At 64.1% G+C, this 19,229-nt stretch carries 14 protein-coding genes; 8 read left to right on the top strand and 6 right to left on the bottom strand.

Annotated elements, in window-relative coordinates:
- Positions 1-2: 2 nt before the first annotated feature.
- From ACN50D_RS27260 to ACN50D_RS27270, 3 genes are all read right to left on the bottom strand, one after another.
- Positions 3-764: a crotonase/enoyl-CoA hydratase family protein gene (locus ACN50D_RS27260; RefSeq protein ID WP_042450356.1), complete on the bottom strand. Its 762-nt coding sequence runs from the start codon at positions 762-764 to the stop codon at positions 3-5.
- Between the two features lie 35 nt (positions 765-799).
- On the bottom strand, positions 800-1,993 hold the full coding sequence (locus ACN50D_RS27265) for a class I adenylate-forming enzyme family protein (protein WP_007736152.1): 1,194 nt from the start codon (positions 1,991-1,993) through the stop codon (positions 800-802).
- Positions 1,994-2,086: 93 nt separating this feature from the next.
- Positions 2,087-2,887, bottom strand: coding sequence for an enoyl-CoA hydratase/isomerase family protein (locus ACN50D_RS27270; RefSeq protein ID WP_007736151.1), 801 nt, complete (start codon positions 2,885-2,887; stop codon positions 2,087-2,089).
- On the opposite strand from ACN50D_RS27270, the gene ACN50D_RS27275 reads away from it, so the two are divergent.
- Positions 2,886-4,286, top strand: coding sequence for an FAD-binding oxidoreductase (locus ACN50D_RS27275; protein ID WP_212634110.1), 1,401 nt, complete (start codon positions 2,886-2,888; stop codon positions 4,284-4,286). The genes ACN50D_RS27270 and ACN50D_RS27275 overlap by 2 nt on opposite strands.
- Here the strand turns inward: ACN50D_RS27275 and ACN50D_RS27280 are convergent.
- Positions 4,246-5,730: a DHA2 family efflux MFS transporter permease subunit gene (locus ACN50D_RS27280; RefSeq protein ID WP_003945132.1), complete on the bottom strand. Its 1,485-nt coding sequence runs from the start codon at positions 5,728-5,730 to the stop codon at positions 4,246-4,248. The genes ACN50D_RS27275 and ACN50D_RS27280 overlap by 41 nt on opposite strands.
- Before the next feature lie 2 nt (positions 5,731-5,732).
- The gene (locus ACN50D_RS27285; protein ID WP_007736146.1) at positions 5,733-6,356 is read right to left on the bottom strand and encodes a PadR family transcriptional regulator; all 624 of its coding nucleotides are present in this window, start codon (positions 6,354-6,356) and stop codon (positions 5,733-5,735) included.
- A gap of 126 nt (positions 6,357-6,482) precedes the next feature.
- On the opposite strand from ACN50D_RS27285, the gene ACN50D_RS27290 reads away from it, so the two are divergent.
- Positions 6,483-7,172, top strand: a complete 690-nt coding sequence (locus ACN50D_RS27290) for a hypothetical protein (RefSeq protein ID WP_003945114.1) — start codon at positions 6,483-6,485, stop codon at positions 7,170-7,172.
- A 23-nt stretch (positions 7,173-7,195) separates the two neighbouring features.
- Complete coding sequence (locus ACN50D_RS27295; RefSeq protein WP_042450363.1) at positions 7,196-8,230, top strand: glutathione S-transferase family protein; 1,035 nt, start codon at positions 7,196-7,198, stop codon at positions 8,228-8,230.
- 11 nt (positions 8,231-8,241) lie between these two features.
- On the opposite strand, the gene ACN50D_RS27300 is transcribed toward ACN50D_RS27295, so the two are convergent.
- Positions 8,242-8,652 (bottom strand): VOC family protein, encoded by a 411-nt coding sequence (locus tag ACN50D_RS27300; protein ID WP_003945129.1) that lies wholly within the window; start codon positions 8,650-8,652, stop codon positions 8,242-8,244.
- A 154-nt stretch (positions 8,653-8,806) separates the two neighbouring features.
- Between ACN50D_RS27300 and ACN50D_RS27305 the strand changes: the two genes are divergently transcribed.
- The 5 genes from ACN50D_RS27305 (at position 8,807) to ACN50D_RS27325 (ending at position 19,179) form a co-directional block, all read left to right on the top strand.
- A complete protein-coding gene (locus tag ACN50D_RS27305) occupies positions 8,807-9,556 on the top strand; it encodes a hypothetical protein (RefSeq protein WP_003945111.1) in 750 nt (249 codons plus the stop codon).
- Between the two features lie 68 nt (positions 9,557-9,624).
- Positions 9,625-10,626, top strand: coding sequence for an ABC transporter ATP-binding protein (locus tag ACN50D_RS27310; protein ID WP_030536929.1), 1,002 nt, complete (start codon positions 9,625-9,627; stop codon positions 10,624-10,626).
- Positions 10,623-11,396 carry an ABC transporter permease gene (locus ACN50D_RS27315; protein WP_075833874.1) on the top strand — a complete coding sequence of 258 codons (774 nt, stop codon included), beginning with the start codon at positions 10,623-10,625 and terminating at the stop codon, positions 11,394-11,396. The genes ACN50D_RS27310 and ACN50D_RS27315 overlap by 4 nt, the downstream gene beginning before the upstream one ends.
- 36 nt (positions 11,397-11,432) lie before the next feature.
- The gene (locus ACN50D_RS27320; protein WP_065351185.1) at positions 11,433-15,242 is read left to right on the top strand and encodes an ABC transporter ATP-binding protein; all 3,810 of its coding nucleotides are present in this window, start codon (positions 11,433-11,435) and stop codon (positions 15,240-15,242) included.
- Positions 15,243-15,417: 175 nt separating this feature from the next.
- Positions 15,418-19,179: a multifunctional oxoglutarate decarboxylase/oxoglutarate dehydrogenase thiamine pyrophosphate-binding subunit/dihydrolipoyllysine-residue succinyltransferase subunit gene (locus tag ACN50D_RS27325; protein ID WP_047268983.1), complete on the top strand. Its 3,762-nt coding sequence runs from the start codon at positions 15,418-15,420 to the stop codon at positions 19,177-19,179.
- Positions 19,180-19,229 lie beyond the last annotated feature (50 nt).

The raw sequence follows: 19,229 nt of genomic DNA on the forward strand, positions 1-19,229 counted from the left end.
TGTTACCGCCCCTTCCAGACCGGGGCGCGCTTCTCGGCGAACGCCGTCGCGCCCTCGCGTGCATCTTCGGACGCGAACACCGGCGCCATGACCTGCAACTGCTTCGCGAAAGCTTCGTCGTCGGACCAACCGCCGGCCTTGACGATGATCTCCTTGGTGACCGCAACCGCGAGCGGTCCGTTGCGGGTGATGCGATCAGCCAGCTCCAGCGCGCCTTCGAGCGCCTTACCTGGCTCGGTCACCGTGTTCACGAAGCCGTAGCGGTAGGCCTCCTCGGCTGTGAAACTGTCACCGGTCAGGGCCAGTTCCAATGCCTTCTGGTACGGAATCCGCTTGGGCAGGCGCAACAATCCGCCTCCACCTGCGACCAGCCCTCGCTTGACCTCCGGGATACCGAACTTCGCTTCGGACGACGCGACCACCAGGTCGGTGGCAAGCACGAGTTCCGTGCCGCCTGCCAACGCGAAGCCCTCGACCGCCGAAATGATCGGCTTACGCGGCGGCCCTTCCGTGAATCCGAGACCGCGTCCCGGCACGAGTACGTTCTCGCCGGCCACGAATGCCTTCAGATCCATACCGGCACAGAAGTTTCCGCCGGCTCCTGTCAGCACCGCCAAGGACAGATCGTCGTCCGCATCGAGCTCTTCGACCGCAGCGGCCAATGCGTGACTGACCGCCGAGTTGATGGCGTTACGCGCCTCGGGCCGGTTGATGGTGATGATCAGTGTCCGCCCGCGCCGCTCGGTGAGAACCTCGTCCGCCATGATGTCCCTCTCGTTTGTCGACCACGCTCGCGTGACTACGCGACGTTGCGTTCGACAATACGGACGAAGCCATCGGGGTCGATCTGCGCGGTGTCGTGAGTGCAGAACCACCCCTGGGTGAACCTCGTCGAGGTCGCTTGCGGCGAGTTCCAATACCGACGCGTGACACTCGGTCCACGGCACAGCAACTCACCGAAACCACCTGGAGCATCCGGGCCGTACAACGCCACTTCCATTCCACCGAAAGCGATTCCGACGCTTCCGAGGTGGGTAGGTGCCGACTCGGTTGGCAGAATGAGACCAGCCCCACAGGTCTCGGTTTTGCCCCACCCGATCACATGCCGAGCAGCCGGGAACAGGGTCAGCAGCTTGGCTTCCTGTTCGACCGTGATCGGCGACCCGCTGCAATCGATCCACTGCACCGACCTCGAACCGGCACGCGCCGCCGGCCCGAGGGTGAGCAACCGAGGCTCGAGCAGGTCCTCGGGCCGCCCGGTCACGATGTCGACGGTATGCACACTCTCACGCCAGAAGTCGCCGGCGAGGACCACCGTTCCACCGACCACCAACGTCGCGAGCACGTGCACGAATTGCCGTACCGACTTGAAGTCATTGTCCACCAACAGATTGCGCACACCTTCGACGCCGTAGTCGCGCGAGTGCAGAATGCCGACGATGGCGGAGAGCACGTTCTCGTTGCTCAACTCGACGCCCAGCATTTCGCCCGAAGAATCGGCGGTGTACGCGAGGATCGCCATCTCCTCCGGGGCGGCACCGTCGTCGATGAACGGAACACCGTGTGGGAGTTCCCCGTCGAGCACCAACACCGAGCCACTGTCCGCGATGACGAAGTCCGCCGCGTCGTCGCTCAGATGAACACCCACGGAGACCGGAACACCGCCGGCGAGAATGACGCCGAGGCACGCCTCCATCCACCTCACCCCGGCGGCGACGCGAATGGCCACACGGTCACCGATCTCGACGCCTCGCGACTTCAGCCCGCCTGCGACCCGCGACGCCTCGGCCCACAACTCCGCGAAGGTGACCTGCTCGCCGTCGACCTCCTCCACCGCGATGCGTGAGGAGAATCGATGAACGGCGATATCGAGGAGTTCGGACAGCGACGGGTCGAGTTGGCTGTACCGAAGCACCCCGTCACCCGCACGGGTGACACGGGCGTCGGCGAGGAGCTGAGTCGAACACGGGTATTCCACAAGCGTCGACCGCATCGATACCTCCACGTCACTGACAACCCACCGGCCATTCGACTATATGACGTGGATCACAGTTCATGGAGGTCTCTGGCGATAATCGTCGCAAACTTACTTTCCGGAGTAGACCGCTTTGCCCGGTCCGACCTCGAGGAAACTGCGGACAGCGCCGCGTAGGTCATCGGTGGCGAACAGCGCACCGGACACCCCGGGAGTCACCGAATCCGCGTGGGCGATCCCGCCGGAACGCCAGGCCGCCACGATCTGCTTGGTGGCGTCGTGGGCTCGCGTGGGCCCGTCCGCCAACCGGGCCGCCAGGGCACGCGCCGCAGCATCGACATCGTCGTGAACGGCATTGACGACGCCCCACGAGTGCAGAGTTGCGGCGTCGTAGAGATCGCCGGTCATGACCAACTCCCGAGCCCGTCCGGAACCGGCGCGCTCGGCCAAACGCTGCGGTCCACCCATGGACGGCGTCAGACCGACCACTGTCTCGACCAGTCCGAACTTCGCCTTCGGCGCCGCGAGGATGATGTCGCAGGCCAAGGAGATCTCGAAGGCAGCAGTCAGCGTCAGCCCGTGCGCCGCGTAGATGACCGGGCACGGCAACGCCTCGAGCGGATGGCAGATCTGGGCGAACAGTTCGCGCCACAATTCCGCTCCCTGCTCCGGGTTCAGTCCGTCGAACACATGGACGTCGACGCCGGCCGAGTTGACCTTGCCCTCGGCGCGCAGAAGCACAGCGCGCGGTGGGTTTTCGGTCAGCGCTGCAACATCGGCGATGACGGCGTCGAACATGGCCTGATCGAACAGATTGAGTGGTCCGTGCGCGAACGTCAGGACAGCCACCTCGGCACCACCATCGGTGGTGAAGCGCTCGAGGCGGGTGGGATGCGATTCGGGAGCAGTCATGCCGCCACACTGCCACATCGAACCGGCCTACGATCGTCGGGTGGACGGTCTGAGAAATGCACTCGCGGACGTTGTGGGACACCGGTTCGTCGTCGACGACGCCGACGTGTTGGCGACCCGTTCCACCGACCAGACAGGGCGCTACAGCGGGCGCGCCAGCGCTCTGGTCCGACCCGGAAATACCGCCGAAGTCTCGGCAGTGCTGAACGTGTGCCGCTCGCGCGGCGTACCGGTCACCGTTCAGGGCGGGCGAACCGGTCTGGTCGCCGGGACGGTGCCCGAGCACGACGACGTCCTGCTCTCCACCGAACGCCTCGAGGCGATCGGCGAAGTCGATGTTGCCGCCGGTCGGATCACCGTCGGTGCGGGAGCGACACTCGCGCAGGTACATTCGGCGGCCGCCGCCGCCCGCCTGAAATTCGGGGTGGACATAGCTTCTCGGGATACAGCGACGATCGGCGGCATGGTCTCCACCAATGCCGGTGGGCTGCACACGGTTCGATACGGGAACATGGCCGAACAGGTGCTCGGCCTCGAGGTGGTGCTCCCCGACGGGACCACGGTGCGCCGGTCACCGAAAGTGTTGTCCGACAATTCCGGATACAACCTGCCCGCACTGTGGGTGGGCAGCGAGGGAACTCTAGGGGTGGTCACTTCCGTCGACCTGAAATTACGGAAGATACCGACTCACCGCGTCACATCGCTGGCCGGTTTCGACACACTCCAAGACGTCGTCGAGGCGGGGCGAGTGTTGCGCACTCTCGACGGCGTCGACGCACTGGAGTTGTTGGACGGGCGCGGTCTCGAACTGGCCGCCCACCATTTGAACGCCGCGGTTCCGACGGGGCGACCGTGGTACCTCCTCGCCGAGGTGTCCGCGGCCCACGATCCGCTGGAAGACCTGGCCGAGCTGCTCGAACGCATCGACCCACCGCAGACCCCGGCCGTGGCGGTCGACGATCCCGGCTCGACGCGTTTGTGGGCGGCGCGGGAGTGTTTCGCCGAAGTGGTCGGACTGTTCGGCCCCCCACTGAAATTCGACGCGGCGCTGCCGCTGGACTCGCTTGCCACCTTCGCCGAGGACGCCGCGGCGGTGATCGCGAGTCGTGCCCCCGCGGCAATTCCGATCCTCTTCGGACACGTCGCCGAGGGAAATATCCACCTCAACGTCCTGAACTGCCCGAACGCCGACACCGTGTACCGCAGCGTCCTCGAACTGGTTCGCGATCACGGCGGAAACGTCAGTTCCGAACACGGGGTGGGCTCGCTCAAACGCAACTATCTGAACCTGGCCCTCTCTGCGGAGGACATAGCCACGATGTGGGCGATCAAGCGAGCCCTGGACCCGAGCGACTATCTCAATCGTGCAGTGATGTTTCCCGACGCGCTTCGGCACTGACGGCCATCGCGTCGTCGTGTGCGTCGCCGCGCAGAGGCCGAGCGAAGCACACCGAAGCGACGAAGCCGATGAGCAGCACGCCTGCGGGCAGCCAGATCGACTCCGACATCGCCGTGCTGAACGGTTCACGGACGAACTCGGGTAGGTGACCCACTCCGGCTTCGGAACTGCCGCCGGTCAGACCCTGAGCCGCCAATCGTGCGGTGATCAGTGCTCCGATCGCGGCACTGCCGAGAACCGCACCCACCTGCCGGGTGGTGTTGTAGACGCCGGCGCCGGCGCCGGCCTGCATCGGAGGCAGGTTGTGTGTGGCGGTGGCCGCGAGCGGCGACCAGATGCATGCGTTGGCGAAGCCGATCAGGCCGATCGGCAGGAGCAGTTCCCAGATCGCGACGTCGGGAGACATCACCAATGCCAGCCAGCCCAGGGCGATCGCGAACAGCAGGAAGCCGGTGCCCGCAATGTAGCGCGGATGCGTCTTGTCGACGAGCTTGCCGATGATCGGCGCAAAAATGCCGGTCAGCACGGCCATCGGAACGAGGAGGAGCGCCGACTGCGTCGGGGAGAGTCCGCGAACTGCCTGGGTGTAGAACATCAGCGGAAGGACCATCGACGTGATCGCGAAGCCCATCGCGGTGATGGCGACGTTGGCGAGCGAGAAGTTGCGGTCCTTGAAGAGTTCGAGTGGGAGCAAGGGCTCGTTCTTGTTGCGTGACTGGTAGAACACGAACACCGCGAGCAACACCACACCGGCGCCGATCAGGCTCCAGACGAATCCGTTCCAGTCGTACGAACTGCCTTCCTGGATTCCGAACACGAGCAGGAACATGCCTGCGGCGCTGAGAATCACGCCGGGGATGTCGAACTTGTGCTCGCTGGTCGGCAACGACGGAACAAGCTTCCACGCGAGGAGGAATGCGATGACACCGACCGGGACGTTGACGATGAAGATCCATTCCCAGCCGAGATTGTCGACCAACACACCACCGGCAAGCGGACCGACCAGCGTCGCAACACCGGCAACCGCGCCCCACAGGCCCATTGCGGCGCCACGCTTGTTCGGCGCGAACGTGCGTGTGATGACGGCCATCGTCTGAGGCGTCATCATTGCGGCGCCCAGACCCTGGAAAGCTCTTGCCACGATGAGCATCTCGACGCTGCCGGACAGACCACACCACAGTGAAGCGCCGGTGAACAGTACGAGGCCGATCATGTACAGGTTCTTCGGTCCGAACCTGTCACCGAGCCGGCCGGTGACGAGCAGCGGCACCGCGTACGCCAGCAGGTACGCGCTGGTGACCCAGACGACCTTGTTGATGTCGGTGCCGAGGTCCTCCATGATCGCAGGGTTGGCGACAGCGACGATGGTGCTGTCCACCAGAATCATGAAGAACCCGATACACAGCGCCCACAGCGCGTGCCAGGGATTGACCTGCTTTTCCATCTTCAGTCCTTAGGTAGTGCGGACGAGCCTGCGGAGCCGGCCAGCCGGTCGAGAAGTTCTTGTGAGAGCCAGGGCATTTCGCCGCTCTCGATGTCTGTCACCAACGCGCCGATCCACTCTCTTTCGGCGACGGTCAGTGCGTGGGCGTAGTCCGCGCCCACCGTGAAGATTCGTGGTTTTTCCGCCGCCTTCAGCGCTTCGTAGTCGGCCTCGAATTTCGCGATCGTCTTGTCGAGGTGCGCGAGACGAATTCGAAGCATCTGACACGCGGTGGACGCGGAGAGGTTGTGCATTTCGGCGAGCGCGAGCGGCAACCGCGGATACTCCCGCACCGGAACCGCCAACATCTCACGTAGTTGATGCTCGAGGGCCTCACGGCCCCGGGCGGTGATCTCGTACGTCGTCCGTTCGGGCCGGTTGCCCTCACGATCGGTCCCGATCGAAGCCAGAAGTTCCTGCTTCTCCAACCGGGAAACCGTGTGATAGAGCGATCCCGGCTTGATCTTCACCAACTGATCGCCCCGGCGAACCGAGGCCAGTTGATACATCTCGTACGGATGCATCGAACGCTCGGACAGCAGGCCCAGAACGGTGATTCCCAGAGGCGTCAAAGACACGTCACCCATGAGTCCCCCTCCCTGACAAGCCGCAATTGACTATTTCTTGACTATTCCACCTGAAATAGTCCACATGGAATATACGACCTCTGTCCATCTCGATCAACCCGTTCGAATCGGACTAGCCTGTAGCGAGTGGACGAACATCACCTCGACATCATCCGACTCGCTTGGGCACGTGAACTGGGCCTCGGCGACTCGGCACTTCGGCCGGCACACACGGCCCGCGTCGTCGGCGACGACATCCACGTTCTCGATCTGGCAGGCTCAGGTGCGATCGTCGGGCCGCAGTGGTTCATCGAGCGCACCGAGGACATCTCCGTCGACGCCCTGCTGCAACCGGCGCGTCTGCTCGAGATCGCCGGCGATCACGGCGGCCGAATCACCGGCCCCGTCGATCTCGCTTTCCTCGGCGACTACACGGACGCGCCACCCGACGAGCAACTACTGATTTCCCACGACATCGACGATGCCCTCGCCGTCGCTGCGCTCTGCCCACCCGACGACAGCACCACAGCCGACCTCGGGAACCGGACGCGGTGGTTCACCGCCCTCACCGATTCCACCGAGGTGCTCGGATGCGCGGCGTACTCCGAATTTCAGGGATTCGTGGCAGATCTCACGACCCTGACTGCTCCAGCGCATCGCCGTCACGGAATCGGCTGCGCAGTAACGCTTCTCGCTGCGGAGGACGCTCTCGATTCCGGCTTGATCCCGCAGCTACGCACAAGTCGCGGCAGTGCGATCGGCGCGACGCTTCCACGTAAAGCCAAATTCGACGTTCTGGGGGCATACGCTCGGGTACACGTGCACCTGCCCAGTTGACACTCGAACGAGAGGGACCGCAGATGAGTACGGAAGACGGCGCGAGCGAACCGACATTCGTCGAAGAGGGTCGTGAATTCAAACGCGACACCAACTACATCCCGACCCGGATCACCGAGGACGGCCGCGACGGTTACCCCGTCGAACCCGGGCGATACCGGTTGATCGTGGCACGTGCCTGCCCGTGGGCAAACCGCGCCATCATCGTCCGCCGCCTACTCGGCCTCGAAGACGTACTGTCGATGGGCATCTGCGGTCCGGTTCACGACAAGCGAAGCTGGACTTTCGATCTCGACCCGGGCGGCGTCGATCCCGTACTGAAGATCCCGCGACTGCAGGACGCATACTTCGCCCGAGATCCCCACTACCCCAGGGGAATCACGGTGCCCGCCATGGTGGAGATCGCCACGGGCAAGGTGATCACGAACGACTACCCACAGATCACCCTCGACTTCTCGACGCAATGGAAGAAGTACCACCGCGAAGGCGCACCGGATCTGTACCCGGAGCCTCTGCGAAACGAAATCGACGAAGTGGCCGAGTACGTTTTTCGCGACGTCAACAACGGCGTCTACCGCTGCGGTTTCGCCGGTTCACAGCAGGCGTACGACGAGGCATACGACACGCTGTTCGCCCGCCTCGACTGGCTCACCGAACGTCTTGCCCGGCAACGTTTCCTGGTGGGCGACACCATCACCGAAGCCGATGTGCGCCTGTTCACCACGCTGGCGCGGTTCGATCCCGTCTATCACGGCCACTTCAAGTGCAACAGAAGCAAACTCAGCGAGATGCCGGTGCTGTGGGACTACGCGCGCGATCTGTTCCAAACCCCCGGATTCGGTGACACCATCGACTTCACACAGATCAAAGCGCACTACTACATCGTGCATTCCGAGATCAATCCCTCCGGAATCGTGCCCAAGGGACCGGAATTGACACACTGGCTCGAACCGCACGGACGCGAACAGTTGGGTGGCCGACCGTTCGGGGACGGCACACCACCTCATCCGCCCATCCCGTCGGAAGTGGTTCCGGCAGAGCACTGGGCCACCAGGTAGGTCGCGGGGGGCTACTCCCCTGCGTACGTGCCGAAACTCCAGTACACACCTTCGGGATCACGGCAGGTGAACCCCCGCGAACCGTAGTCCTCGTCGCGCAATCCCTGCGTGATCGTGGCGCCCGCCGCGACAGCGCGTTCGTGGAGTGCATCGGCGGCGTCCGCGTCGTCCACGACGATGTACACCGAACCGATTCCAGGCGGCAGGCCGGCGATCGCCGAATCGGTGCGCGGCGAACCCAACATGATGCCGCCACCGCCCGGCCAGTCGAGTTGGGCGTGGTCCACCACGTCTCCCTCTCCGTAGACGGCCTTCTCCACGAAACCGAAGGTGCTCACCAGAAAGTGGATTGCCGCACGGGCGTCGAGGTAGCGCAGCGTCGGCCAGATGGTCGTCGAACGAGATTCCGAAGTGGCGGTCATAACACTCGAACTCCTGCCTGGGAAAACTCACGAAGAAAACCGAGTCGCGTACGAGCCTATGGCCCCGGTGATCACCGCCGCCAGCGAAAACTTCACCTATTCTCGAGATACGGTCCACCTCGCTTCAGAGGAGGACAACTGTGGAGGGGCAGCAATGAGCAAGTCGACGAACAACGACAGCGGGCGTATCGAGAAGGTCCTCGTTTCCGTTCTCGACAACGGAAGCCGCCTGCAAGCGCCCGCAGTGGCCAAATACGTCAACCATGTCCGTAAGGCCCACCCCGACGAGTCACCTGCTCAGATCGTCGAGCGGATGGAGAAGATGTTCATTCTCGCCGTTACCGGAAGCGGCAGTGCCGTCGGCGCCACCGCCGCCGTGCCGGGCGTCGGAACGGTCGCGTCCATCGCTGCCGTCGGTGCGGAATCGGCTTTCTTCCTCGAGGCGTCAGCGCTGCTGACGTTGGCAATTGCGTCAGTGCATGGAATCTCCGTACAGGATCACCAGCAACGACGTGCCCTGGTCCTGGCAGTCGCCCTCGGCGAATCCGGTATGGAGATCGTGCAGAAGGCCACCGGAATCACAGCCAAGAATTGGGGAACGGCAATCACGAGCAAGATTCCCGGACCCACGATGAGGGGAATGAACAGCACCCTCGTGCGGAAATTCGTGACCAAGTACGCCGCGAAGCGCAGCGCACTGATCCTCGGCAAGCTCGTTCCGGCCGGAATCGGTGCGGTCATCGGCGGTGCGGGCAACCGTGCAATCGGCAAGGGCGTCGTCAAGAATGCGCGCGAAGCCTTCGGACCGGCACCGGCCAGGTGGACCGACCACCTGATCGTGATGCCTGCCGACGATGCCGCAGTGCTTCCCCAGACGGAGACACGCCGGGCCATCCGCAGATAGCTGTCCGGGCCGTAGGCTCGCATCACGTATTCGCCGCCGACCCGGGAGCAGCATTGACGAACACCGCAATGGGATCCTTCTCTGCCCCCATCGAGATTCGTGGGTTGACGAAGACGTTCAAGGCGGCGCGCGCGGTCAACGACCTGAGCTTCGACGTTCAGGCGGGCTCGATCACCGGGTTTCTCGGTCCGAACGGTTCGGGCAAGACGACCACGTTGCGGATGCTCCTCGGACTGGTGTCACCGACGTCGGGATCGGCCACGATCAACGGCACCCCGATGCGTTTGCTGCCCAACCCGGCTCGGACCGTCGGCGCAGTACTCGACGTCGGCAGTCTCCATCCGAAACGAACGGCCCTCGGACACCTCGAGATCTACGCGGCCGCTATCGGCATGCCGACTCAGCGCGCGGCGCAGGTGCTGGACATGGTCGGTCTGAGATCGGTCGGAGCCCACAAGACCGGCACCTTCTCGCTCGGGATGCGCCAACGCCTGATCCTTGCCACCGCGATGCTCGGTGATCCCGAGATCCTCGTGCTCGACGAACCCGCGAACGGACTCGACCCCGAGGGCATGGCGTGGCTTCGTCAGTTCCTGCAGACCTTCGCCGGTTCCGGCCGAACGGTTCTGATCTCGAGTCACGCGCTTCGTGAAGTGGAAGCGACCGTCGACAGCGTGGTCATCGTCAGCGCCGGCTCACTCGTCTACCAAGGGACCATGGACGAACTTCGCCGCTCGCAGCGCAGTCGACTGCTCGTCTCGTGTTCCAACCCAGCGCTCCTCGCCACGGCATTGGCCGCTCGCGGAATCATCGACGCCCAGATCACCCAGGACGGACGGCTCGCCGTGGGCGGCACCGACACGTCGGTACTGCCACCGGTGGCATCCGCCGCCGGAGTCACGATCTTCGGTGTCGCAACCGAAGGCGCAGATCTCGAGCAACTGTTCCTGGCCATGACAACGCCGCAATATGCCGTCCCCCAGGTCGGATACCACCGCCCACCCGGTCCCGGTTCGGGCCCGGGTTATTACGGCCCTGCCGCATACGGACCTTCCGGAGGACACCGATGACCACGCTCGTGCGCGCGGAGACACTCAAAGTTCTCACCCTGCGCTACTGGTGGGCACTGGCCATCGCACCGGTCGTCGTGGCCGTGCTGATTGCTGCCTCCACCAGGACGTTCGTCGAAGTCGTGGCCGATTCGGCAGACACCACCTTCGACGTCGATGTCGTGTCCACCGGCGTCAGCCTCGGTGTCTCCAACACGCTTGTCCTGGTGTTCGCGGCTGTCTTCGGAGCACTCACCGCCGGATCCGAATTCGGCTACAAAACTCTCACCACGACGTTCCTCACAGCTCGCGGCCGTGACGGAGTTCTCGGCGCAAAACTTGCGGTCGTCGCGGTCTTTGCCGTCGGCTACGCGTTGGCTGTCGAAGTAGTCAGCATCGGCGCGATGTTGCTCTTCGGCCGGGACTTCAGCTTCACCACCGATCTCTTCGCCATCTGCGCCGCAGGCATTCTGGCGTGCGCTCTGTGGGCGCTGCTCGGCGCCGGGGTGGCACTGCTCACCGGTTCGTCGATGGCCGGTGCCCTCTCGGTCATCCTGTGGTTCGTCTTCGGTGAATGGATCGTCCGCGCAGTGCTGCTCGCGATGGATCTCGGCGGGGTCGGGGCCGCGCTTCCGGTGTCGGCCACGATCGGCACGATCATCAATGCGGCCCCGTCGATCGACGTCGATGCGTTTGCGTCCTGGCCGAGCGGCCCGATGATGCTGGCAGCTTGGGTGGTTCTGTTCTGCGGGCTCGGTTGGCTGCGGACCAGGACCCGCGACATCACCTGAAAAGGCTGTCTGGGGCCGGGTCTACCGTGGATCTCGATGAACACGATCAACACGGACAGTCCGGTAGCTGGAGAGGTCGATCGAGCTCCGGGCTGGATCCGCCGCTTGGCGCACGCATGCTGGTTGCACCGAAGAGTTGCCATCGGCGCGCTTCTGGTGACCGTCATCGCTTCGGCGATCGACATCTCGTTTCCTCTTCTGACCCGCTATGCGCTCGACGCCGCAAGCCAGGAGAACCCAGGCAAGGTGATCGGGTTCGTCGCGCTGGCGATCGCGCTGCTCGCGGTCGTCCGCTTCGCGTGCCAGTACGGCCGACGGATGCTTGCCGGCCGACTCTCGCTCGATGTTCAACACGACTTGCGGCTCGCCTTGCTCGGCTCGCTGCAACGCCTCGACGGACGCGGGCAGGATCAGATCCGCACAGGCCAGGTGGTATCCCGGTCCATCACCGATTTACAACTCGTCCAGGGTTTGCTCGCGATGGTGCCGATGTCCGCGGGTGCGCTCCTGCAATTCGTGCTCGCGATCGGCATCATGGCGTGGCTCTCGCCGCTGTTGACTCTCGTCGCTGTCGCCGTCATCCCCGCAGTAGGGCTGGTGGTGTTCCTGATGCGACCGATGCTCTTCGCCGCAACATGGTCCGCGCAGCAGCGGGCCGCCGACCTCGCCCAACATGTCGAGGAAACCGTCACGGGCGTGCGCGTCGTCAAGGGATTCGGGCAGGAACAACGAGCCGTCGACCAACTCGAAAAGCACAGCCGCACGTTGTATTCGGAGCGTCTTCGCGCCGCGTGGTTGAACGCGAAATTCGCGCCGACCATGGCCGCCTTGCCCCAGCTCGGGCAGGTGGGAGTGATCGCTCTCGGCGGGTATCTCGCACTGCACGACAAGATCACCGTGGGAACGTTTCTCGCGTTCGCCACCTACATCGTGACGATGACCGGCGTCACCCGAACTCTGTCGTCGGTCATCGTCATGGCGCAGCTTGCGCGCGCCGCTGTCGAGCGTGTCTACGACGTCATCAACGCTCAGCCGGACATCGCCGATCCTGACCATCCGGTGGACCTGCCCGACGGTCCGCTCGGCGTCACTTTCGAAAACGTCGCATTCGGGTTCGACACCGAACGCGACGTCCTGACCGGGCTGAACCTTCGCATAGAACCGGGCGAGACCGTCGCCGTCGTGGGGCCGGCCGCGTCAGGCAAGACCGCGTTGTCCTTGCTTCTCCCCCGGTTCTACGCCCCGACTTCGGGTGTAGTGACCGTCGATACCGCGGGCGAGACGTTCCCCATCGGCGAACTGCGCACAGAACAGCTTCGTGCCGCCGTCAGCCTGGTCTTCGACGAACCTTTCCTGTTCTCGGACACCATCGCCGCCAACATCGCACTGGGGCGCGAGGACGCCTCCGACGAGGACATCCGCGCCGCAGCTGCATTGGCACAGGCAGACACCTTCATCGAGGCACTCCCGGACGGATACGACACCGTTGTCGGTGAACGAGGTCTGACGCTGTCGGGCGGCCAGCGTCAGCGCATCGCGCTTGCCCGAGCCCTCCTCGTCGACCCGCGGATTTTGGTCCTCGACGACGCCACCTCCGCGGTCGATGCGGCTACCGAAGCCGCGATCTTCGACGCGTTCCGGGCCAGACGACGGCAAACCACGCTGATCCTCGCGCACCGGCGATCCACCTTGACGCTGGCAGATCGCGTCGCGGTTCTCGACGGCGGACGGATCATCGACTCCGGAACCGTGGACGAGCTGGAAGCGCGATGTCCGCTCTTTCGCGCCCTGTTCTCCTCGCCGCCGGAACTATCCGCCGAAATCGACGAGGCCGGCCCTGACGCTTTCGGACATCAACGCCGCGAGCCCACAGCCGAGCAGCTGTGGCCGCAGGCTCCGGAATCCGAAGCCGACAGCACTACCGCTTCGGCGCAGAGTGCCGGCGGACCGATGGCCGGAGCGCTCAGCGGAATCGCGGTGACTCCGTCTCTGCGGGCAGCAGTCGACGCTCTCCCACCCGCACGCGAAGACCCCGGAATTGCTCCTGAGAGCCTGCGCGAATCGAATCCACAGTTCTCACTCCGACAGATCTTGAGGCCGGTCCGCTGGGTTCTACTGGCGGTTGTCGTGTGCCTTGCCCTGGACTCCGCCGCGGCGATCGCATTTCCCTCCCTCGTCAGATATGCGATCGACCACGGAGTCGTGACCGCAGACAGCACCACACTCTGGATCGCGACGGCGTTCGGCGCGCTCCTGGTCGCCGCAGACTGGGTCATCGTGGCGGTCATGACGGTGCTCACGGCCCGAGCCGGTGAACGCGTGCTGTTCGGGCTCCGCGTCCGCAGCTATGCACACTTGCAGCGCCTGGGTCTGGACTACTACGAACGGGAATTGTCCGGCCGCATCATGACGCGTATGACCACCGACGTCGACGCGCTCTCGTCGTTCATCCAAACCGGTATGTCGACGGCGATCGTGAGCGTCCTGACCGTCGGCGGAATTTCGATCGCCCTCCTGGCGACCGACGTGACGCTCGGCCTGGTGGCGCTGGCCGTCATCCCACCGCTCGTGGTCGCGACCGTGGTCTTCCGCAAGATCTCCTCGGTTGCCTACAGCCAGTCCCGCGAACGGATCTCGCTCGTCAATGCCGACTTCCAGGAGAACATCGCCGGTCTGCGAGCGGCTCAGGCCTACCGCCGCGAAGAAGGTGCGGCGCGTAGGTTCGCAGAACGCTCCGAGAGCTACCGCCGATCGCGGATGCGGTCGCAGCGAGCCATTTCGATCTACTTCCCTTTCATTTCGTTCCTGTCCGACCTCGCGTTGGCCGCGGTCGTGTTCGTCGGTGCGCACCAGATCGCCAACGGATCGACTTCGCCCGGCGTACTGATCGCTTTCGTGCTCTACCTCGGTCTGCTGTTCGGACCGATTCAGCAACTCTCACAAGTGTTCGATGGTTACCAACAGGCAAACGTCGGATTGCAACGAATCGGCGACCTGCTGCGCACTCGCAGTTCGATCGAGACTGCCGACAGCGAGGATTTGATCGCGATCTCCGGACGACTCGACGGCGCCGTCCATCTCGACGGGGTCGGGTTCCGGTACTCGGGTGCGGACGTCGACGCCCTCTCCGATTTCGATCTGCAAATCCCGCCGGGCACGACCGTCGCTCTGGTCGGCCGAACCGGTGCCGGGAAGTCGACGGTCGTGAAGTTGCTCGCCCGCTTCTACGACCCGACGTCCGGATCGGTCGACGTGGACGGAACCGACATCCGGAACTTCCACCTCTCGCAGTACCGACGTCGCCTCGGCGTGGTCCCACAAGAAGCCCATCTGTTCACCGGCACGGTCGCCGACAACATCGCGTACGGCAGGCCGTCGGCGTCGCACGCGGAGATCGAGGAAGCGGCACGTTCCGTCGGCGCACTGAATTCGATAGCCGACATGCGTGGAGGCATGAATCATCCCGTCGGCGAGCGCGGCCAGGGGCTCTCGGCGGGCCAACGCCAACTGATCGCATTGGCCCGTGCCGAACTCGTCGACCCGGACCTTCTGCTCCTCGACGAGGCGACCGCGACGCTCGATCCCGCGACCGAACGAATGGTGCTCGAAGCAAGTCGGTCGGTCACCCGGAAACGGACTTCCGTCGTCGTAGCTCACCGCCTCGCGACAGCTGCCCGAGCGGACCTCGTTGTCGTAGTTGACCGGGGACGTATCGTTGAATACGGCCCGCACGATGTTCTGCGGTATGCCGGTGGTCACTACTCGGGACTCTGGGATGCATCGCAGGCGCGTGAGGGGAATAATCTGACGTCGAGAACTGTCATCGAAGGCAACCCCGTCGCGTGACAGTCGGCACGGATTTGTACCGCCGAGAGGTAGTGCGCGATCACAAGATCACGGACTTCCGTGAGACAGCTCACAAATTGTGTGCCGCACAATTGCTCGTCACACGCTCGGGCTAATCTCATGTATATAGGCGCTCTGATCGGGTACCGAAATAGAAACGAGGCGAACACCTGCCGTGAGCAGCAGTTCTACATCCCAATTCGGACAGAACCAGTGGCTGGTTGACGAGATGTACCAACGCTTCCAGGACGATCCGTCGTCCGTGGATCCCAGTTGGCACGAATTCTTGACCGATTACTCGCCGGACTCGGCGAACACGGGAGGTGGAAACGGGACTGCCTCGAACGGCAACGCGGCTGCACCCGCCGCTGTTGTAGCTCCGCCTGCTGCTCCCAAGGCCACGCCTCCCGCCCCCAAGACCGCACCTCCTGCGCCGGCTGCCAAGGCTGCCGCTCCGGCCCCCGCGAAGACGGCAGCGCCCGCCGCCAAGGCCGCCCCGGCCCAGCCCGCAGCAGCCAAGCCCGCGGCCGCTACTGCGAAGCCCGCCCCTGCCGGCGGAGCCGAGGAAACCAAGGTTCTCCGCGGCGCCGCAGCCGCAGTCGTCAAGAACATGTCGCTCTCGCTCGAGATCCCGACTGCAACCAGCGTGCGTGCCATCCCCGCGAAGCTGATGTTCGACAACCGCATCGTCATCAACAACCACCTCGCGCGTACCCGCGGCGGCAAGATCTCGTTCACCCACCTCTTGGGTTACGCGATCGTCCAGGCAGTCAACGCGTTCCCCAACATGAACCGGCACTTCGCCGAAATCGACGGCAAGCCGAACGCGGTCACGCCCGAGCACACCAATCTCGGACTCGCGATCGACCTTCCCGGAAAGGACGGCAACCGCTCACTGGTAGTTGCCGCCATCCGGAACACCGAGTCGATGAACTTCGTCCAGTTCCACGCGGCATACGAGGACATCGTCCGACGCGCCCGTGAAGGCAAGCTCACCGGCGAAGACTTCACCGGCGTCACCATTTCGCTGACCAACCCGGGCGGTATCGGCACGGTTCACTCCGTTCCTCGCCTGATGAAGGGCCAGGGCGCCATCATCGGTGCCGGCGCGATGGAATACCCCGCCGAGTTCCAGGGCGCCAGCGACGAGAAGCTGGCCGAGATGGGCGTCGGCAAGTTGATGACTCTCACCTCGACCTACGATCACCGCATCATCCAGGGTGCCGAGTCGGGCGATTTCCTGCGCACGATCCACAACCTGCTGATCAGCGACGAGTTCTACGACGAGATCTTCCACGCGCTCGGCAACCCGTACGAGCCGGTGCGGTGGCGCAAGGACGTGCCGGAAGGCGCTGTCGACAAGAACACCCGCGTTCTCGAACTGATCGCTGCATACCGTGACCGCGGCCACCTCATGGCCGACACGGACCCGTTGCAGTTCGTCAAGGACAAGTTCCACAGCCACCCCGACCTCGACGTCATCAGCCACGGCCTGACGCTGTGGGATCTGGACCGTGAGTTCAAGGTCGGCGGCTTCCACGGCCAAGAGAAGATGAAGCTGCGCGACGTGTTGAGCGTGCTGCGCGACGCGTACTGCCGCCACGTCGGCGTCGAGTACACGCACATCCTCGAGACGGATCAGCGTCAGTGGATCCAGGACCGCGTCGAGGGCCATCACGCCAAGCCTTCGGTCGCTCAGCAGAAGTACATCCTGAGCAAGCTCAACGCCGCCGAGGCCTTCGAGACGTTCCTGCAGACCAAGTACGTCGGCCAGAAGCGCTTCTCGCTCGAAGGCGCCGAAGCCGTCATCCCGATGATGGACGCCGTGATCGACCAGGCCGCCGAGCACCAGCTCGACGAGGTCGTCATCGGCATGCCGCACCGTGGCCGTCTCAACGTGCTTGCCAACATCGTCGGCAAGCCGTACTCCAAGATCTTCACGGAGTTCGAGGGCAACATGAACCCGGCAGCCGCTCACGGCTCCGGCGACGTGAAGTACCACTTGGGTGCCAGCGGAACGTACATCCAGATGTTCGGTGACAACGACATCGCTGTCTCCTTGACCGCAAACCCGTCGCACCTCGAGGCCGTCGACCCGGTTCTCGAAGGCCTGGTCCGCGCCAAGCAGGACATCCTCGACAAGGGCGAAGAAGGCTTCACCGTCCTGCCGCTCATGCTGCACGGTGACGCTGCATTCGCCGGTCAGGGCGTTGTCGCCGAGACGCTCAACCTCTCGCTGCTTCGCGGTTACCGCACCGGTGGCACCGTGCACATCGTCGTGAACAACCAGGTCGGCTTCACCACCGCTCCGGAACATTCACGCTCGTCCGAGTACTGCACCGACGTCGCGAAGATGATCGCCGCACCGGTCTTCCACGTCAACGGCGACGACCCCGAGGCTTGCGTCTGGGTTGCTCAGCTGGCCGTCGACTTCCGTGAGAAGTTCGGCAAGGACGTTGTCATCGACCTCATCTGCTACCGCCGTCGCGGTCACAACGAGGGCGACGACCCGTCGATGACCCAGCCGGCCATGTACGACGTCATCGACACCAAGCGCAGCGTTCGTAAGAGCTACACCGAGTCCCTCATCGGCCGCGGTGACATCTCGCTCAAGGAAGCCGAAGACGCACTTCGCGACTACCAGGGCCAGCTCGAACGGGTCTTCAACGAGGTCCGTGAACTCGAGAAGTTCCAGCCCGAACCGTCCGAGTCCGTCGAACTCGACCAGACTCCCCCGGCTCGCCTGACCACGGCTGTCGCTCCCGAGGTCCTCGAGCGCATCGGTGATGCGTTCGTCAACGTCCCCGACGGCTTCACCGTTCACCCGCGCGTCAAGCCGGTTGCCGAGAAGCGCCGCGAGATGGCCCGTGAGGGACATGTCGACTGGGCGTTCGCAGAATTGCTCGCGTTCGGCTCGTTGGCCGAGCAGGGTGCCTTGATCCGCCTCGCGGGTCAGGACTCCAAGCGAGGAACGTTCACGCAGCGTCACTCGGTCCTCATCGACCGCAAGACCGGCAACGAGTACAGCCCGATCGCCAAGATCGCTGCCGACGCCGAAAACGGCGGCAAGTTCATGGTCTACGACTCCGCACTCACCGAGTACGCAGGTCTGGGCTTCGAGTACGGCTACTCGGTCGGTAACCCCGACGCTCTGGTCCTGTGGGAAGCGCAGTTCGGTGACTTCGTCAACGGCGCGCAGACCATCATCGACGAGTTCATCTCTTCGGGTGAGGCCAAGTGGGGTCAGCTCTCCGACGTCGTGCTGCTCCTGCCGCACGGTCACGAGGGTCAGGGTCCGGACCACACCTCCGGTCGCATCGAGCGTTTCCTTCAGCTGTGTGCAGAAGGCTCGATGACCGTTGCGGTTCCGTCGACTCCGGCCAGCTACTTCCACCTGCTGCGTCGCCATCACCTCGACGGCATCCGCCGTCCGCTGGTGGTTTTCACGCCCAAGTCGATGCTGCGTAACAAGGCTGCCGTCAGCAACGTCGAGGACTTCACGACGGGCAAGTTCCGTTCGGTCTTCGAGGAGCCGGCATACGAGAGCGGCGAAAGCGCACGCGAATCGGTCAAGCGGGTTCTGCTGGTCAGCGGCAAGCTGTACTGGGAACTCCTGGCGAAGAAGCACAAGGACGAGCGTGACGACATCGCCATCGTGCGCATGGAGCAGCTCTACCCCGTGCCGAAGCGTCGCCTCAAGGAGACCCTGGACCGTTACCCGAATGCGGATCAGTTCCGTTGGGTCCAGGAAGAGCCCGCAAACCAGGGTGCGTGGCCGTTCCTCGGGCTGGCTCTGCCGGACCTTCTGCCGGAGACCTTGACCGGTATCAAGCGCATCTCGCGCCGTCCGATGTCCGCTCCCTCTTCGGGATCGAGCAAGGTCCACGCAGTGGAGCAGCAGGAGATCTTGGACGAGGCGTTCCTGCCGACCAACTGATCTCAGTAATTTGACAAGGGCCGGGCCCCACATTCCGCAAGGAGTGTGGG

This window comes from Rhodococcus sp. SB1D, from assembly GCF_048573875.1.
Lineage (GTDB): Bacteria > Actinomycetota > Actinomycetes > Mycobacteriales > Mycobacteriaceae > Rhodococcus_F > Rhodococcus_F qingshengii.

Excerpts from the sequence above, each read along its gene's own strand:
- ACN50D_RS27260 (WP_042450356.1), bottom strand. The coding sequence starts at position 764 with ATGGCGGACGAGGTTCTCACCGAGCGGCGCGGGCGGACACTGATCATC.
- ACN50D_RS27265 (WP_007736152.1), bottom strand. The coding sequence starts at position 1,993 with ATGCGGTCGACGCTTGTGGAATACCCGTGTTCGACTCAGCTCCTCGCC.
- ACN50D_RS27275 (WP_212634110.1), top strand. The coding sequence starts at position 2,886 with ATGCCGCCACACTGCCACATCGAACCGGCCTACGATCGTCGGGTGGAC.
- ACN50D_RS27270 (WP_007736151.1), bottom strand. The coding sequence starts at position 2,887 with ATGACTGCTCCCGAATCGCATCCCACCCGCCTCGAGCGCTTCACCACC.
- ACN50D_RS27280 (WP_003945132.1), bottom strand. The coding sequence starts at position 5,730 with ATGGAAAAGCAGGTCAATCCCTGGCACGCGCTGTGGGCGCTGTGTATC.
- ACN50D_RS27285 (WP_007736146.1), bottom strand. The coding sequence starts at position 6,356 with ATGGGTGACGTGTCTTTGACGCCTCTGGGAATCACCGTTCTGGGCCTG.
- ACN50D_RS27295 (WP_042450363.1), top strand. The coding sequence starts at position 7,196 with ATGAGTACGGAAGACGGCGCGAGCGAACCGACATTCGTCGAAGAGGGT.
- ACN50D_RS27300 (WP_003945129.1), bottom strand. The coding sequence starts at position 8,652 with ATGACCGCCACTTCGGAATCTCGTTCGACGACCATCTGGCCGACGCTG.
- ACN50D_RS27305 (WP_003945111.1), top strand. The coding sequence starts at position 8,807 with ATGAGCAAGTCGACGAACAACGACAGCGGGCGTATCGAGAAGGTCCTC.
- ACN50D_RS27310 (WP_030536929.1), top strand. The coding sequence starts at position 9,625 with ATGGGATCCTTCTCTGCCCCCATCGAGATTCGTGGGTTGACGAAGACG.
- ACN50D_RS27315 (WP_075833874.1), top strand. The coding sequence starts at position 10,623 with ATGACCACGCTCGTGCGCGCGGAGACACTCAAAGTTCTCACCCTGCGC.
- ACN50D_RS27320 (WP_065351185.1), top strand. The coding sequence starts at position 11,433 with ATGAACACGATCAACACGGACAGTCCGGTAGCTGGAGAGGTCGATCGA.